Source organism: Marinobacter sp. (genome assembly GCF_041690615.1).
Lineage (GTDB): Bacteria > Pseudomonadota > Gammaproteobacteria > Pseudomonadales > Oleiphilaceae > Marinobacter.
Genome location: NZ_JAWLGY010000022.1, coordinates 22,773 through 38,872, shown reverse-complemented (window position 1 = coordinate 38,872; position 16,100 = coordinate 22,773). Strand labels below are relative to the sequence as shown.

Annotated in this window: 15 protein-coding genes and 1 riboswitch; of the genes, 5 read left to right on the top strand and 10 right to left on the bottom strand. The window is 60.4% G+C overall.

Annotation, left to right across the window (positions count from 1 at the left end; genetic code table 11):
* The first annotated feature begins 84 nt into the window (after positions 1–84).
* From hslV to ACESMZ_RS14445, 3 genes are read left to right on the top strand one after another with little or no spacing between them, the layout of a single operon-like run.
* A complete protein-coding gene (hslV, locus tag ACESMZ_RS14455) occupies positions 85–615 on the top strand; it encodes an ATP-dependent protease subunit HslV (RefSeq protein ID WP_372972838.1) in 531 nt (176 codons plus the stop codon).
* 13 nt (positions 616–628) lie between these two features.
* Positions 629–1,957, top strand: a complete 1,329-nt coding sequence (gene hslU / locus ACESMZ_RS14450; RefSeq protein ID WP_372972837.1) for an ATP-dependent protease ATPase subunit HslU — start codon at positions 629–631, stop codon at positions 1,955–1,957.
* Between the two features lie 56 nt (positions 1,958–2,013).
* Positions 2,014–2,403, top strand: a complete 390-nt coding sequence (locus ACESMZ_RS14445; protein WP_372972836.1) for a gamma-butyrobetaine hydroxylase-like domain-containing protein — start codon at positions 2,014–2,016, stop codon at positions 2,401–2,403.
* Between the two features lie 17 nt (positions 2,404–2,420).
* Here ACESMZ_RS14445 and ACESMZ_RS14440 read toward each other — a convergent pair whose 3' ends face one another.
* From ACESMZ_RS14440 to ACESMZ_RS14430, 3 genes are all read right to left on the bottom strand, one after another.
* On the bottom strand, positions 2,421–3,650 hold the full coding sequence (locus ACESMZ_RS14440; RefSeq protein ID WP_372972835.1) for a patatin-like phospholipase family protein: 1,230 nt from the start codon (positions 3,648–3,650) through the stop codon (positions 2,421–2,423).
* 122 nt (positions 3,651–3,772) lie between these two features.
* Entirely contained in the window at positions 3,773–6,082 is a 2,310-nt protein-coding gene (ptsP, locus tag ACESMZ_RS14435) for a phosphoenolpyruvate--protein phosphotransferase (protein WP_372958837.1), read from the bottom strand.
* Between the two features lie 16 nt (positions 6,083–6,098).
* Entirely contained in the window at positions 6,099–6,629 is a 531-nt protein-coding gene (locus tag ACESMZ_RS14430; RefSeq protein ID WP_091851261.1) for an RNA pyrophosphohydrolase, read from the bottom strand.
* A 164-nt stretch (positions 6,630–6,793) separates the two neighbouring features.
* On the opposite strand from ACESMZ_RS14430, the gene ACESMZ_RS14425 reads away from it, so the two are divergent.
* Entirely contained in the window at positions 6,794–7,450 is a 657-nt protein-coding gene (locus ACESMZ_RS14425) for an HAD family hydrolase (protein WP_372972834.1), read from the top strand.
* On the opposite strand, the gene ACESMZ_RS14420 is transcribed toward ACESMZ_RS14425, so the two are convergent.
* From ACESMZ_RS14420 to thiC, 7 genes are all read right to left on the bottom strand, one after another.
* Complete coding sequence (locus ACESMZ_RS14420; protein ID WP_372972833.1) at positions 7,447–8,643, bottom strand: class I SAM-dependent rRNA methyltransferase; 1,197 nt, start codon at positions 8,641–8,643, stop codon at positions 7,447–7,449. The genes ACESMZ_RS14425 and ACESMZ_RS14420 overlap by 4 nt on opposite strands.
* Positions 8,644–8,655: 12 nt before the next feature.
* Positions 8,656–9,045 carry a glycine cleavage system protein GcvH gene (gene gcvH / locus ACESMZ_RS14415; RefSeq protein WP_372972832.1) on the bottom strand — a complete coding sequence of 130 codons (390 nt, stop codon included), beginning with the start codon at positions 9,043–9,045 and terminating at the stop codon, positions 8,656–8,658.
* A gap of 35 nt (positions 9,046–9,080) precedes the next feature.
* Positions 9,081–9,683 carry a YqiA/YcfP family alpha/beta fold hydrolase gene (locus ACESMZ_RS14410; RefSeq protein WP_372972831.1) on the bottom strand — a complete coding sequence of 201 codons (603 nt, stop codon included), beginning with the start codon at positions 9,681–9,683 and terminating at the stop codon, positions 9,081–9,083.
* 54 nt (positions 9,684–9,737) lie between these two features.
* A complete protein-coding gene (cpdA, locus tag ACESMZ_RS14405; RefSeq protein WP_372972830.1) occupies positions 9,738–10,574 on the bottom strand; it encodes a 3',5'-cyclic-AMP phosphodiesterase in 837 nt (278 codons plus the stop codon).
* A gap of 132 nt (positions 10,575–10,706) precedes the next feature.
* Positions 10,707–11,207 (bottom strand): DUF1249 domain-containing protein, encoded by a 501-nt coding sequence (locus ACESMZ_RS14400; RefSeq protein WP_372972829.1) that lies wholly within the window; start codon positions 11,205–11,207, stop codon positions 10,707–10,709.
* Entirely contained in the window at positions 11,204–11,839 is a 636-nt protein-coding gene (locus ACESMZ_RS14395; protein ID WP_372972828.1) for an NUDIX domain-containing protein, read from the bottom strand. The genes ACESMZ_RS14400 and ACESMZ_RS14395 overlap by 4 nt, the downstream gene beginning before the upstream one ends.
* Positions 11,840–12,390: 551 nt before the next feature.
* Complete coding sequence (thiC, locus tag ACESMZ_RS14390) at positions 12,391–14,268, bottom strand: phosphomethylpyrimidine synthase ThiC (protein WP_372972827.1); 1,878 nt, start codon at positions 14,266–14,268, stop codon at positions 12,391–12,393.
* 105 nt (positions 14,269–14,373) lie between these two features.
* Positions 14,374–14,478: riboswitch (TPP riboswitch) on the bottom strand.
* 210 nt (positions 14,479–14,688) lie between these two features.
* Between thiC and ACESMZ_RS14385 the strand changes: the two genes are divergently transcribed.
* Positions 14,689–16,074 carry a TolC family outer membrane protein gene (locus tag ACESMZ_RS14385; RefSeq protein WP_372972826.1) on the top strand — a complete coding sequence of 462 codons (1,386 nt, stop codon included), beginning with the start codon at positions 14,689–14,691 and terminating at the stop codon, positions 16,072–16,074.
* The last annotated feature ends 26 nt before the right edge of the window (positions 16,075–16,100 follow it).

Genomic DNA, 16,100 nt, shown 5'->3' with positions numbered 1-16,100 from the left:
CGGCGCCCCGCCAGGGAACCTTGAAATCCCGGGGGACGACTCCATATCTCGGAAATCATTTCGATTTCAGCAAATGGAGCCCCGATGACCACGATACTTTCCGTTCGCCGTGATGACGAAGTCGCCATGGGCGGCGATGGCCAGGTGTCCCTTGGCAACACCGTCATGAAGGGCAACGCCCGCAAGGTTCGCCGACTCTACAACGGCAAGGTTCTGGCCGGTTTTGCCGGCGGTACCGCTGACGCCTTCACGTTGTTCGAGCGCTTCGAGGCCCAGCTGGAAAAGCACCAGGGCAACCTGACCCGGGCCGCCGTGGAGCTGGCCAAGGACTGGCGAACAGATCGTGCCCTGCGACGATTGGAAGCCCTGCTGGCAGTGGCAGACAAGACCGCCTCCCTGATCATTACCGGTAACGGCGACGTCATCGAGCCGGAACAGGGCCTGATTGCCATCGGCTCCGGCGGCCCCTTTGCCCAGGCTTCTGCCAGGGCGTTGCTGGAAAATACCGAACTCAGCGCCCACGAGGTTGTCGAAAAGGGTCTGGATATCGCCGCCGATATCTGCATCTACACCAACCATAACCGCACCCTTGAAGTGCTTTCAGCCAACGACTGAACCCGGAGCTACCATGTCTGCAATGACTCCCCGCGAGATTGTCCACGAGCTGAACAAACACATCGTTGGCCAGGACGAAGCCAAGCGTGCCGTCGCCATAGCCCTGCGCAACCGCTGGCGCCGAATGCAGCTCGACACCACCCTGCGGGATGAAATCACACCCAAGAATATCCTGATGATCGGCCCCACCGGTGTGGGCAAGACCGAGATTGCCCGCCGCTTGGCCAAACTGGCGGACGCCCCTTTCCTGAAGGTGGAAGCCACCAAGTTCACTGAAGTAGGCTATGTTGGCCGTGACGTGGAATCCATTATCCGCGACCTGGCGGATATGGCCATCAAGATGCTTCGTGAAAAGGAAATGAAGCGCCACGAGAACCGGGCCCTGGACGCGGCCGAAGACCGTATCCTCGACGCCTTGTTGCCACCGCCCCGCAACTTCCAGGAAGACAGCCAGCCGCGGGAGGATTCCTCGACCCGCCAGCTGTTCCGCAAGAAGCTGCGGGAAGGTGAACTGGATGACAAGGAAATCGAAATTGACCTGCGTAACTCTGCCGCCGGTGTTGAAATCATGGCGCCCCCTGGTATGGAGGAAATGACCAGCCAGCTGCAGAATATGTTCTCCAACCTGTCCCAGGACCGCAAGAAAACCCGCAAGATGAAAGTGGCGGACGCCATGCGCCAGGTCAAGGATGAGGAAGCCGCCAAACTGGTCAACGAGGAAGAGATCAAGCAGAAGGCTATCGAATCCGTCGAGCAGAACGGTATCGTGTTTATCGACGAGATCGACAAGGTGGCCAAGCGCTCCGAAAATGCTTCCGCCGATGTCTCCCGGGAAGGCGTCCAGCGAGACCTGCTGCCACTAATTGAAGGCAGCACCGTCAGCACCAAGTACGGCACGGTGCGCACCGATCACATCCTGTTTATCGCCTCGGGCGCTTTCCATCTGTCCAAGCCGTCGGACCTGATTCCGGAACTGCAGGGCCGCCTGCCTATCCGGGTTGAACTGCAGGCCCTGTCACCGGAGGACTTCCGCCGCATACTGACCGAGCCGGATGCGTCGCTGGTCCAGCAGTATGAAGCGCTAATGGGAACTGAGGGGGTCAAACTCTCCTTCAGTGATGACGCCATCCGCCGGCTGGCGGAAGTGGCCTGGAAGGTAAATGAAACCACCGAGAATATCGGCGCCCGCCGCCTTCACACGGTCATGGAGCGGCTGCTGGAAAGTCTGTCCTACGATGCCGGCGACAAGGTGACCGACGGCTTTGAAGTGACCGCTGATTACGTGGACGAGAAGCTCGGAGACCTGTCGGAAGACGAGGATCTCAGCCGCTATATCCTGTAATTCACCCATGATAGTGCCAGCCCCCTACGAGGGGGCCGGCACTCCGGAAATACGCCATGTCCCAACGCCCCTCAGACATCCGCATCCGCAAACAGAGCCGGTTGCTGCAACTGGACTATGACGATGGCACACGCTTCGAACTGCCCTTCGAGTTCCTCAGGGTGTGGTCGCCGTCGGCGGAAGTGCGCGGCCATGGTACGGGCCCGGGCACCCTGCAGACCGGGAAGAAGGACGTGATGGTGACCGGCGCGGAAATGGTGGGCAACTACGCACTGAAGCTCAGCTTCAGTGACGGCCATGATTCCGGGCTGTTTACCTGGGACTATCTGCGGGATCTGGGTGACAACCAACAGGCCTACTGGCAGGATTACCTGGGGCGCCTGGAAGCCGAAGGCGGCAGCCGGGAAGCCGGGCCGCAGCCCTTTGGCGGATCAACACCTCACTGAGATGATCCGTGACCGGTTCAGGCGCGGTTCAGAATCCGGGTGACTCCGCCAAGCACTCCCCGACTTTGTTTCTTCTTCCGTTTTTTCGCCACATAAAGTGGCAGCGTTTCACCATAGAGCGCCGTACTGATAGTGCGCTCTCCATCTTCAAGCACCTCCCGGTTCAGGCGGATTCCCTGCCTTGCCAGTAGCGGTTCCAGCTCATCGGCCCGGCGCAGAAGGTCCCGCCGTGTCATCTGGTAGGCGTGCTCGCAGACCTGTCGCCGGGAGCGGAAACTGAACACGCTGGAGTTGAACAGGACCGCGTCTTCCCGGGTTGGCTCGAACAGCACCACATCCCGGCCCGGATAGTCCCGGGTGTACTGGGCAATGCCTTTGTGCATGCGGGAATAGACCATGGTGCGGTACATCTGGGACAAGAGGTTGGGCATGCCGGAGCCGGTCAGCTCGTCTGCCGCCATGGTTCCCGCCGCTTCCGCTGCACGGGCATCAATGGGCACCTGGGGGTTGATGGCGAGCACCAGGTCAGCCCCCTGGTCCAGGGCAACCGAGGCATGCAGCCCCTTGCGCAAGGTGCCGTCAACACAGTACCGGCCCTCTACCTGCACAGGCACATAAAGCCCCGGTGATGCCATGCTGGCCTGGATGGCCTTCGACACTGGAATATGGTCCAGGCCCGACTCACCGAAGCAGACCGCATCCGTGGTTTCCACGTCGACAGCTATCACAAACAGCCGCCGGCGCAGTTCCCGGAAGTCATTGGTACGGCCGGACGTTGTGAACGCCTGTTCCAGGTAATGCTCCAGGGCGGTGTTATCGAAAAGCCCTGCCGGCGCCGCCTGGGCCAGAATGGTCATGGCCTCCAGGAAACTCTGATCGTGGGGATTGCGCACAAAGCGGGAAACGGCGCTGCCGATCAGGCCGGGTACCGCCCGCAGGCGCCGCCCCATTTCTTTCAGGGCCGGACGATAGAAAACTTCCGGATGGAACGGATGCACCTCTGCCTCATGGCGCACGAAAATGCGGCACAACTGGGCAGTGGTCATCTGGTTTGCAAGATTGGCAGCCACGAAGGACCCGGCATTGACCCCGACATAGACCTCCAGGTCATTGAAGTCCACCCCATCCAGGGCCTCGTCGAGGGCCCGCAGGGCGCCAATCTCATAGATGCCCCCCAGTGGCCCTCCGCCACCAAGGGCCAGGCCAATGCGGGGCGCGGGTCTGATCCGGGTTGGTTCTGTGGTCATGTTGCCCTCCGGGACACCCTTGCGACGGGCACTGATGCGAATCACCAGGACCATCAGCCGCTGTCAGACTCACACTAGCACCCGGAATTAGAATACTCACCCCAGAAACGGGGAAAGCCATCCTACTGGGAGCTCTCGAAACTCGTTACAGGCACAGCGCCCCGACCTGGCCGCAGGTATCGGGCGAAGCCGGCACTGCGAAGAGCAAGGTCAACACAGCTCTTGATGACGTGGGGAGAATCCAGCAGCAGTACGTCCTCCAGCAACTGGACCGCCCACTCACGGCTGATACTGCGAATGACCGACTTGACCTTGGGCAGGCTGGCCGCGTTCATGGACAGGGCGTCGTAGCCCATGGCCATCAGCAACAGGGCACCACCGGGGTCACCGGCCAACTCACCACAGATGGTCACCGGCTTGCCCACGGCATGGGCATCCTGGGCGATGCGAACCAGCGCCTGCAGTACTGCCGGATGATAGGAATGGTAGAGCTGGGCCACCCGGGGGTTGTTCCGGTCCACCGCCAGCAGGTACTGGGTCAGGTCATTGGAGCCCACCGACAGGAAGTCCACCCGCTCGGCCAGCTCCCGTACCTGGTAGACTGCTGCCGGGACCTCGATCATCACCCCCACCCGGGGCATATGGATCTCATAGCCCTCTTCCCGGACCTCGTGGTAAACCCGGTAAATCAGATGCAGCGACTCCTCCACCTCGGAAATGTTGCTGATCATGGGCAGCATGATCTGCAGGTTGTTGAAGCCCTCACTGGCCTTCAGCATGGCGCGAACCTGCACCAGGAAAATCTCGGGATGATCCAGGCTGATGCGGATACCCCGCCAGCCCAGGAAAGGGTTTTCCTCACTGATGGGGAAGTAGCTCAGGGCCTTGTCGCCGCCAATGTCCAGGGTCCGCATGGTGACCGGATTGGGGGCGAAGGCTTCAAGCTGCTCCCGGTAATACTCCCGCTGCTCCTGCTCCGAAGGAAAACGTTCCTTGATCATGAAGGGCACTTCGGTGCGATAGAGCCCGATGCCCTCGGCGCCATGACTGAGGGAACGCACCACGTCGGTCATCAGGCCGGTGTTCACCAGCAATGACACCCGGTGACCGTCAGTGGTGACGCAGGGCTTGTCCCGCAGCGCTTCCAGCCCCCGGAACAGCTCGTCTTCCTCGTCACAGATTTCCTGGTAGAAATTGCGCAATTCCGCAGAGGGCGACGCAAAGATCTGGCCCTCGAAACCATCCACCACCAGCTCCTTGCCATCCAGCTGGTTGACCGGAATATCCACCAGCCCCATCACCGTGGGTACGCCCATGGCCCTGGCCAGGATCGCCACGTGGGAGTTGCTGGAGCCGCGCACGGAAACCAGCCCGACCAGCCGGCCCCGGGGCACCTCACCCAGCATGGCGGGCGTCAGCTCCTCGCTGACCAGCACCGTATTCTCCGGATAATCCAGCTCGCGGGTGTCCCCTTCCTGCAGGTGGGAAAGAATACGGCGGCCGAGGTCCCGGATATCCACCGCCCGCTCCCGCAGGTAGTGATCGTCCATCATCTCGAAGTGGCGAACATACTGGTTGACAACCTGCTTGAGGGCCCCCTGGGCCCAGAGCCCTTCGCCCTGGATGCGGTTGGCCACCTCACCCGGCAGGGCGTTATCACCCAGCATGCGCAGGTACACATCGAACAGTGCCTGCTCTTCCGGCCGGAGCTGATCGGACAGTCGCTCGGATACCCGCTGGATATCCTCCTGCACGGCGCTGACGGCTTCCCGGAACGCCGCCAGCTCCGCCTCGGGATCTTCGGCGGCCTTCTCGGGCACAGCATCCAGGTCCGCCGGCGGATACACCACCACACCGGTACCGATGGCCACACCCGGCGCCCCCGGTACGCCGTTAAAGGAAACGTCCCGCGCTTCCTCACCCGTCAGCGACATACCACTGATGGCGCCAGTGGCTTCACTGTGGGCAATGACCCCCGCCAGCTGGGCGGAGACAGTGACCAGAAAGGCTTCTTCACCCTCGTCAAAATTACGGGAGGACTCCCGCTGCTGAACCACCAGCACGCCAAGCACGCGGCGATGGTGGATGATGGGCACGCCGAGAAACGAGCGGAACCGCTCTTCGCCGGTTTCCGGAAAATAGCGGTAACGGGGGTGTGAGGGGGCATCCTCAAGATTGATGGGTTCCTCCCGGGAACCCACCAGACCCACCAGGCCCTCGGAGTGGGCCAGGCTGACTTTGCCGACGGCCTTTTTATGCAAACCCTCGGTGGCCATCAGGATATAGCGGTTGGATACGGGATCCAGCAAATAGACGGAACACACCTCGGTGTTCATGGCTGCCTGTACCCGCGAAACAATAATGCCCAGCGCCTCCTGCAAATCACGGGCGCTGTTTACTTCCTGAACAATACTTCGCAAGGTACCGAGCATATCGGGTGTCAATCCGTCATTGTTGTTGGTCCTGCCGGCGCTGTGCTTCTTCGGCACGCTGCCACTGATCTACCGTACTGAACAACCGCGGGGCCAGTTCACGCAAGGCACGGCGGTACACTTCCCGCTTGAAGGACACCACCTGCCCCAGCGGGTACCAGTAGCTGACCCACTGCCAGCCATCAAATTCCGGTGAATCCGTGTGGTCTACCCGCACGGACGCGTCCGGGGAAAGCATCCTCAGAAGGAACCATTTCTGTTTCTGGCCCACACAGACGGGGCGCGAATTATGGCGCACCATCCTTCGCGGCAGGCGGTAACGCAGCCAGCCCCGGGTACAGCTGATGATTTCCACATCACCTGCGCCCAGGCCGACTTCCTCGGCCAGCTCCCGGTAGAGAGCCTGTTCCGGTGACTCGTTGTGCTTGATGCCACCTTGTGGAAACTGCCAGGAGTCCTGCCCGATCCGCCTCGCCCACAAGACCTCGCCCTTGTGGTTGGCCAGAATGATTCCGACGTTGGGTCTGAAACCGTCTGAATCAATCACGGCACAGTCCTGTCTCAAAATTTTTACGGACCCCCGAATTACAGGGGCTTTTCTTCCAGATTGACTCCATTCTTACAGAAAGCCTACTGGTCGGCAAACGAAGCAGGCATTCTTTTTCAGCATGTTAGAATGCTCTGTAAAAGCACCTTTGAAGGAGATTTCCCTTGACCCTGGCCATTTTTGACCTGGACAACACCCTGCTGGCCGGCGACAGCGACCATGCCTGGGGCGAGTTCCTGGTAGACGCGGAGCTGGTGGACGCCAACAGCCACCGCCAGCAGAACGATCAGTTCTACCAGGATTACCTCAACGGTGAACTGGACGTATACCGCTACCAGCGCTTTGCCCTTTCCCCCATTGCCGGACGCGACCCTGAGGAGGTGGCGGCCTGGCGCAAGGCATTCATGAACAGCCGGATAAAACCCCTTTACCAGCGCAAGGCCGACGAGCTACTCGCCAGCCACCGTGACCGGGGGCATACCCTGATGATCATTACGGCCACCAACCGCTTTGTCACCGGTCCCATTGCCGAGGCCATGGGCATCGAACACCTGCTGGCGACGGAGCCGGAAGTGGTGGACGGGCGTTATACCGGAGACATTGTGGGAGTGCCTACCTACCAGGACGGCAAGGTCACCCGACTCAGGGAATGGCTGGAAGAGAACGGAGAAAGCCTGGACGGCGCCTGGTTCTACAGCGACAGTCATAATGACCTGCCGCTGCTGAAGCTGGTGGACAACCCCGTGGCGGTGGACCCGGACCCGACCCTGGAGCAGTACGCCAGGGACCAGGGGTGGCCCGTTATGTCATTGCGTGATTAAAGAAACTCAGTCAGGGAACGGACAAAGCAGGCTTTCAGGTAATCCGTTTCGGGAATACCCGGCACGATGGGGTGGTCCGGGCCCTGATAGCCCTGCTCCAGAAGCTGGACGAAACGGTCTACCTTACGGGCGCTGCCGCGGATGATATCCACCAGCTTGTCCCGGGACAGGTGCATGGAGCATGAGGCGGATACGAGCAACCCGTCCCGCTCCAGCAGCCGCAAGCCCAGCTGGTTCAGGCGGGCGTAGGCCTGCTCGCCAGCTTTCTGGTCACGGCGGCGGGGAATAAGTGCCGGCGGGTCCAGTACCACGATATCGAATTTCTGCTTGTCGTCTGCCAGCCCCTTGAGCACCTCGAAGGCATCCCCTTCCAGGGTGTCCACGTTGTTGAACCCGTTGAGGGCGGTGTTGTGGTGCACCGAGGCCAGCGCCTGCCGTGAACTGTCCGCACAGGTGACGGAGCTGGCACCGCCAGCGGCCGCCTGCAGACCCCAGCCGCCGGCATAGCTGAACACATCCAGCACCCGGCACCCGGGGCTGTACTGCTGCAGGCGGGCGCGGTTCATGCGGTGGTCATAGAACCAGCCGGTTTTCTGACCACCACTGAGGGGCACTTCGAAACGCACCCCGTTTTCGCGAACCTGGAGAACGTCAACCGGCTCTCCCTCCACCTGCTCCACGTAGGACGGCAGCCCTTCCACCGAGCGCATCTTGCCGTCGTTCTTGAGAATGATGGCGGCCGGGTGCACCAGGCGCTGCACGCCACGGACAATGGCTTCCTTCATGGCTTCCATGCCGGCGGTGGAAATCTGCACCACAACCACATCATCAAACCGGTCGATGACCAATCCTGACAGGCCGTCGCCATCCCCGTAGACCCAGCGGTACCAAGGCTCGGGAAACACCCGGTCGCGCAGTTTCAGGGCGGTTTCCAGCCGGTCTGTCAGCCGCTTCGGGGTCATTCCGGTACTGGCATTGCGACTGATCAGACGGCCACAGATCAGGGCATGGGGATTAACAAACAGTGTACCCAGGGGCTTGTCGTTGGACGCACGTAACTGGGCCTGGCTGCCGGCCTCGAAATCCGTCAGCGGCGACCGACGGGTGTCCACCTCGTTGCTGTATACCCACAGGTGCCCGGCTTTCAGGCGACGTTCGGCGCCCTTGCGAAGGTAAAGAACAGGAAAGTCCATTAACGCTGGCCCTTATGCATCGGCCAGCGACTCGCCATACGTAGCGGCGTCCATCAGTCCGTCCAGCTCGCCCCGGTCCGCCAGCTTGACCCGGTAGAGCCAGCCTTCGCCGTAGGGGTCCTCGTTGACCATCTCAGGCTCGTCTTCCAGGGCCTCGTTGACCTCGATAACCTCGCCGGTGACCGGGCTGAACACGTCGGAGGCGGACTTCACCGATTCCGCCACGCCGGCTTCCTCGCCGCCGGTTACCGTATCGCCCACCTCGGGAAGACCAATGTAGACCACATCACCCAGTTGCTCCTGGGCGTAATCGGTGATGCCCACCGTCGCGGTGCCGTCATCCGACACCCGCACCCACTGGTGGGTCTCGATGTATTTCAGGTCCGCAGGTATCTCACTCATATCACTTATCCACTAGCTGGAAAATTTGCCGCAGTTTACCGGAAACTGCCCGGAAACAGGAACGCCAGAATGGCGGGCACCACCCGGTCGAACTGCTGGAACCGGTGATCTCCCCCCGGCTGGATCCAGGTTCGGGCACCCGGATGCTTGGCCAGGATTTCCCGGTAGTCCAGGGTTTCGTCCTCAGTCTGCACCAGAATGAACAGATTCTCCGCCCGCACTGCACCTCCGGGCTCCATGGCCTCCAGGGTGGCCATGTGGGCCGGGGTCAGGTCGTAGTCCTCCCCGGTGTAGGGGTTATGCTGGGGCCCCAGGTGGGACTGCAACAACCTGTAGGGCCAGGCGGCGGGGTTAATCAGCGCGGCCTTCAGCCCATACTTCGCCGACAGGACCGAGGCATAGAACCCGCCCATGGAGCTGCCAACCAGCCCCACGGGCCGGTCCCCGGCAGACTCTACCGCCGCGATTGCCCGTTGCAAGGCCAGTTCGGGATCGAATCCGAGCTCCGGCACTACGAGCTCTATATGGGGCGCTATACCCGGCAGCAATGCCCGGAGCTCGGACACTTTCTGCGACCGGGGCGAGCTGTTGAAGCCGTGAAGGTAGACCAGAACCGGGTGTTGATCACTGGAGGTCATGATTGCACCGGAAAGAAGAAATGGGCCCGTCAGTATAGCTGCCCGAACAGCGGTTCAGTAGCCGTTACTGTCCATATCCAGCTCGTACTGAAAGTCTGTCGCACGCACCACGCCCGTATCCAGGGTGCCGTTGCTGTAGAGGTCAAGCCACCGGAATCCGGGCGCCAGCCGCTCAACGGCAAAGTCCTCGGCCCCCGCCTCGAACTGGATACAGGTCGACGGTGTCGCAAGCAGCCGGACGTCACCACGGTAAAGGTCAAGGTCCTGGTGGATATGACCCCAGAGCACGGCCTTGACCTGTGGAAAGCGGTCTACCACCTCCCAGAACTGGTCACGGTTGTGCAGGCCGATGGCGTTCATCCAGTCGGTATCAATGCGAACAGGGTGATGATGCAGGCCGATCAGTGCAGGACGGCCGGGAAACGCGGCAAGTGCGTCAGCCAGGAATCCAAGCTCGGCCTCACCAAGCTGACCATATACCTGCCCGTGCACAGAGGAATCCAGCATGATGACCTGCCAGTTGCCGACCAGAAAATGGCGCCCGGCGGCCTGATAGCGAGCAGCCACCCGGTTCAGTATGTCACTGTTATCGTGATTGCCGGCAACCCAGCTCTCTGGGCAGTCGAATGCAGCAACCTGGCGGGCAAATTCGTGATAGGCGGGTTCCGAAGCGTCCTGGGCCAGATCACCGGTGGCCAGCAACAAATCCGGAGCTGGCTGGCGCGCCCTGGCCGTCTGAACGACGGCGTGCAGACTGTCACGGGTGCGTACACCCAACAGGGTGCCGCTGTCGTCCGCCATAAGGTGAGGGTCGGTGATCTGGAGGACCCTGGCGACGGCGTGATCAGCGGTGGCAATGGAAATGGGTGACCCGTGTTCAAGTGACGGCATTACGCGTATTCGTCCAGCAGCTGGTGATTCTGATACTAGCCGGATTCTACGCAGACAACTTCTACTTTAGTCACAAGTCGGAGGCAGGAGGGGCCAGCTTTTACAAAAGTTGACATAAAAGCCGCCGGTTTGTCATTGGGCTGGTGTCTGATCCTCCAGACCATCGGTATAGCGCCACTGGCCAGCGTCCGGCGTCACATGACCAAACCGCAGACAATAGTCCAGCCAGTCCGCCACAAAGCCATTGAGCTGAACCTTTTCATCCGGGTGGTGCATGAACCTGTTGGGGTAGTCGTTCACAGCCGCAACCTGGCGATTGCCGTAGAAACTAATCACCTCTGCCATACTGGCGTCGTGGTACACCCGCACGGTCAGCTCCGGGTTATTGAGCCAGCGACCACTGTTGTGCACCTGCTCCAGCAGGAGAGTCTCGGTATAGCGGGTCTGCTGCAGTACGGAGATACTCACCCGACCCAGATAGTTGGCCTCCCGGTGCAGGTCAAACTGAAGTATGTCGCTATCCCCGCCCTGAACCCGGCGAAGCCGGCGCAGGCGCTGGTAGTTGCCCTCGCACAGCGCCCCCAGCCTCTGGAGATCCGGTACGTAGCGTTGTTTGCGCAGGGTGACACTCACAACTGCCCCCACTCCCGCCGCAGGCGGTCCCGGTTAAGCTTCAGCCACTGGATTGCGATGATGGCAGCGGCATTGTTGATGCGGCCATCGCTGATCATGGCGCAGGCGCCTTCGGCACTGAAAACATGGGCACGAATATCTTCATGCTCATGGTCCAGCCCGTATAACCCACCGGCGTTTTCGGTACTGACCTGCCCAGCATAGAGGTAAACCAGTTCGGTAGTGCCACCGGGGGATACCAGGTATTCGCAGATTTTTTCAAGGCGGGTAAAGCTCAGCCCGGCTTCCTCTTCGGCCTCCCGGTGACCAACGTCTTCCGGATTTTCGCCTTGTTCGTTCATGCCGGCCACAAGTTCCAGCAACCACGGGCTCTGGTCCCGGCCGATGGCCCCCAGGCGGAACTGTTCAAGCAGCACCACTTCGTCCCGTACGGGGTCGTAGGGCAGCACGCAGGTGGCGTCGCCACGAACGAAGAGTTCGCGGGTAAATTCAGGCATGGAGGTGCCATCAAACCGCGGGTGGGTGAGCCACAGTTTGTCCATGCGGAAGAAGCCTTTGAAGACGGTTTCCCGCTTGTGAACCTGCACGTCGCTGGCCTTGAACTGGAAGGGTTCGGGCTTCTTTTCGGTCATGGTGGTTCTGTGGTTTCCGGTGGTATGGCGTGATGGTGAACGATAGCCGTTCGGGGTTTGGTATTGCAAGTTCGGTTTTGGGGGGCTGTATCACGTAGCCTGCAGGTTTCGGTGCCAGGGGCAGCAGGCCGATAACGTTTTTCGGGAGACGCCCCGCAAGTACGTCCCTGTAGGGCTCGACGGCAGCCATCCCTGGCTGCCGACGCTCCCGAAAAACGTTCTCAACCCGCTACCCTTTAAACTCCGAGAGGACGCTAAAGAAGCAAATCTCGAACTAGGGGCGACGGTACGGCTAACCGAAAGCACAAGCCATATTATCCCTCAATAGTCTGTAATCAATTCATGACGGTGTAACTGCAAGCGCCGCGATATCGAGAGGATAAATGGGGGCGGGGCGAGAGTGTGTTTCGGGACCTTCAAAAACAGGGACGTTTTTGAAGAGCCTCCATGGACGGATTCACGGCGTGTCCCGAAACACACTCTCGCCCCGGCACCGCCGGTACCCAACTACCAGTCTTGGAAAACAGCGTTCCAGGAATCAGGCAGGAAGATCACACCCGGTCGTAAATCTTCCCACCAGAGGCCACAAATTCCTCGGCTTTCTCTCGCATGCCAGCATCCACCGCAGACACCTCATCCAGACCATGCTCCCGGGCATAGTCCCGCACCTCCTGGGAAATCTGCATGGAACAGAACTTCGGACCGCACATGGAACAGAAGTGCGCCACCTTGGCGGACTCCTTGGGCAACGTCTCATCGTGGAACGCCCTCGCCGTATCCGGATCCAGGGCAAGGTTGAACTGATCCTCCCAACGGAACTCGAAACGGGCCTTTGACAGAGCATTGTCCCGGACCTGGGCACCAGGGTGACCCTTCGCCAGATCCGCTGCGTGGGCCGCAATCTTGTAGGTAATGATGCCGGTTTTCACATCATCCTTGTTGGGCAACCCCAGATGCTCCTTGGGGGTCACATAGCAGAGCATGGCACACCCAAACCAGCCGATCATCGCCGCACCGATGCCGGAGGTAATGTGATCGTAACCTGGCGCAATATCCGTGGTTAGCGGTCCGAGGGTATAGAACGGCGCCTCGTCACAGCACTCCAGTTGCTTGTCCATGTTTTCCTTGATCAAGTGCATGGGCACATGGCCAGGGCCCTCGATCATGCATTGCACGTCGTGCTTCCAGGCGATTTTTGTCAGTTCACCCAGGGTTTCCAGTTCACCAAACTGGGCAGCATCGTTGGCGTCTGCGATGGAACCGGGCCGCAGGCCGTCACCCAGGCTGAAGGACACATCGTAGGCCTTCATGATCTCGCAGATATCCTCGAAGTGCTCGTACAGGAAGCTCTCCTTATGATGGGCCAGGCACCACTTGGCCATGATGGAACCGCCCCGGGACACAATGCCCGTGGTGCGGTTCGCCGTGAGCGGCACATGGTGCAGCCGAACGCCGGCATGGATGGTGAAGTAATCCACACCTTGTTCCGCTTGCTCGATCAGGGTGTCGCGGAAAATTTCCCAGGTCAGATCCTCCGCCACGCCACCGACTTTCTCCAGGGCCTGGTAGATGGGCACCGTGCCAATAGGTACCGGGGAGTTACGGATGATCCACTCGCGGGTTTCGTGGATATTCTTGCCCGTGGACAGGTCCATTACCGTATCCGAGCCCCAGCGGATGCCCCAGGTGAGCTTTTCCACCTCTTCCTCTATAGAGGAACTGACTGCAGAATTACCGATATTCCCGTTGATCTTCACCAGGAAGTTGCGACCAATGATCATGGGCTCGGTTTCCGGGTGATTGATATTGGCGGGGATGATCGCCCGGCCCCGAGCCACTTCGTCGCGTACGAATTCCGGTGTGATTTCCGGCGGCAGGTTGGCACCGAACGACTGGCCGGGATGTTGCTGGTCAGCCAAACCCTGCTCCCTGGCCTCCTGCAACTTCATATTTTCGCGGATCGCGATGAACTCCATCTCCGGCGTGATAATGCCCTGTCGCGCGTAGTGCATCTGGGAAACGTTACGTCCGGCTTTTGCCCGTAATGGTTTGCGTTCGTCCATAAAGCGCAGCGGGTCGAGCTGCGGGTCCTTCATTCGACGTCGTGTGTACTCCGAGGAGTAGCCCGCCAATTGCTCAGTATCGCCCCGCTCTGCGATCCACCTGCCACGCAGTGCGGGCAGCCCCTTGCGCAGGTCAATGGTGGCGTCCGGATCTGTGTAGGGGCCGGAGGTGTCGTAAACGACCACCGGCGGGTTCTTTTCACCGCCCATATCGGTGGGTGTGTCAGTAAGGGCGATTTCCCGCATGGGAACCTTCAGGTCCGGGCGGGAGCCCTTTACATAAATTTTACGCGACGCAGGCAAAGGCTTGATTGCGGCGCCGTCGACGCGGGCAGATTCACTGAGATAGGCTGGAATATCAGACATAAAGCGGACCCTTCTTGTTTGAAACGGATTCGGGGCCGCGTATGACGCTGGTGTTGCAGGCAAGAGACTGAAACGGTGCTACCACCCTTCAATCTATCTATTGCTACCAGATCTGTCCTGGATCCCTACGCCGGTACTAACCGGATCAGGTTCTCGGGTTTTGCACTGCAATCTCAGCCGACCAACTGGCCAGCACCCCGTCAAGACGCGATTCGGGTCACCGTATGGCAAGTTCGGAACGAACACCGGTGACCACTGGTTTGTCCACAAAGTGGGACAGTGTTCAAGTCTAGAGATCCGGTGGTTTATTGTCCATAATGGCTTTCCCGCCTGATTAGCAAGCTAGGATGGACGGATTCGCCAAAAGAACAAGCCACAGCCGACCCACCCGGCTGGTGCGTCGCCACACTGGGAGAAACGATGAAAAAGCAACTGTTATGCGGCCTGATCAGTCTTTTCTCGGCGCAGGCCGCGCTGGGTATGGACCTGATCGAAACCTACGAAAAAGCGCTGTCCTACGATTCCGGCATTGCCGCAGCCCGGGCGTCGCTGCAGGCCCAGGAAGCGGGGGCAGACGTAACCCGCAGTTCGCTGCTGCCCCAGATTGGCGCTTACGGCGATGCCAACCATATCGATGTGGACGGCCCCGGTCAGGATAATTCCTACAAGTCCTTCGGTTACGGTGTACAACTGACCCAACCCCTTTTCCAGGCGGATGCCTGGTTTGCCTACGACGCCGCCCAGTTTCGTACCGAAGCAGCCCGGGCCGAGTACAACCTGGCCCAGCAGCAGCTGATTCTTGATGTGGCGTCCGCGTACTTTGATGTCTTGCGGGCCGCGGACAACCTGACCACTGCCCGCGCCACGGAAAACGCCATTGAACGACAGTATCAGCAGGCCCAGGAGCGCTTTGACGTTGGCCTGATTGCTATCACCGAGGTCTATGAGGCCCGCGCCACCTTCGACGACAGCTCCAGTCGTCGTATCGCCGCCGAGAGCGAACTGGATATCGCCCGGGAGCGTCTGGCGCGCCTGACTGGGGAGTACTCGGAGGACCTGGAAAACCTGGAGCGGGACTTCCCCCTTATGCGCCCGATGCCGGCGAACCCCAACGAATGGGAGTCCACTGCCCTTGAACAGAACTGGCAGATCCAGCGGGCCATCAAGGAGCTTCAGGCGAGCAAGGCCAACCTGGATGAGGCCAAGGCCGGACATTACCCGACCGTGGACCTGAATGCGTCATGGGGCCAGCAAAAGCTGGACAACGTTGAGGATCCGGCTACAGCGAGTCTCGGGGGACAGCGGGATGGCACCACCACCGAAGCGGTCATCGGGCTGAGCCTGAACGTTCCCCTTTACGCTGGTGGCGGCATCCAGGCCGGCGTGCGGCAGCAGCGGTCCACCGTTAACCTGCAGGATGAAAACCTGAAAACCACTCGCCGGGATGTACAGGTGAACACCCGCAGCCTGTTCCGCACCGTCAACACCAATATCGAAACGGCATCAGCGCTGGAACAGACCATCGTCTCCCGTCGCAGCGCCCTGGACGCTACCAGGGCCGGATACGATGTGGGCACCCGAAATATCGTGGAGGTGCTGGACGCCGAACAGGCCTACTACATTGCCCTCCGGGATTATGCCAACGCCCGCTATGACTATGTGGTCAACACCCTGGGCCTGAAGCAGGCCGCCGGCACCCTCAGTCCACAGGACCTGATCGAACTGAACAAGTGGCTCAGCGAGACGGCCCCGGGCATCGAAGCCCTGGCCAACGAAGAAGAGACCCTGGACAGTCCGATGGAGTGATGCGGATCAGACTCCGGCCTGGCCGA

Bases quoted from the DNA above. Each gene is read 5' to 3' on its own strand.
- hslV (WP_372972838.1), top strand. From the start codon at position 85: ATGACCACGATACTTTCCGTTCGCCGTGATGACGAAGTCGCCATGGGC.
- hslU (WP_372972837.1), top strand. From the start codon at position 629: ATGTCTGCAATGACTCCCCGCGAGATTGTCCACGAGCTGAACAAACAC.
- ACESMZ_RS14445 (WP_372972836.1), top strand. From the start codon at position 2,014: ATGTCCCAACGCCCCTCAGACATCCGCATCCGCAAACAGAGCCGGTTG.
- ACESMZ_RS14440 (WP_372972835.1), bottom strand. From the start codon at position 3,650: ATGACCACAGAACCAACCCGGATCAGACCCGCGCCCCGCATTGGCCTG.
- ptsP (WP_372958837.1), bottom strand. From the start codon at position 6,082: ATGCTCGGTACCTTGCGAAGTATTGTTCAGGAAGTAAACAGCGCCCGT.
- ACESMZ_RS14420 (WP_372972833.1), bottom strand. From the start codon at position 8,643: ATGGACTTTCCTGTTCTTTACCTTCGCAAGGGCGCCGAACGTCGCCTG.
- gcvH (WP_372972832.1), bottom strand. From the start codon at position 9,045: ATGAGTGAGATACCTGCGGACCTGAAATACATCGAGACCCACCAGTGG.
- ACESMZ_RS14410 (WP_372972831.1), bottom strand. From the start codon at position 9,683: ATGACCTCCAGTGATCAACACCCGGTTCTGGTCTACCTTCACGGCTTC.
- cpdA (WP_372972830.1), bottom strand. From the start codon at position 10,574: ATGCCGTCACTTGAACACGGGTCACCCATTTCCATTGCCACCGCTGAT.
- ACESMZ_RS14395 (WP_372972828.1), bottom strand. From the start codon at position 11,839: ATGACCGAAAAGAAGCCCGAACCCTTCCAGTTCAAGGCCAGCGACGTG.
- thiC (WP_372972827.1), bottom strand. From the start codon at position 14,268: ATGTCTGATATTCCAGCCTATCTCAGTGAATCTGCCCGCGTCGACGGC.
- ACESMZ_RS14385 (WP_372972826.1), top strand. From the start codon at position 14,689: ATGAAAAAGCAACTGTTATGCGGCCTGATCAGTCTTTTCTCGGCGCAG.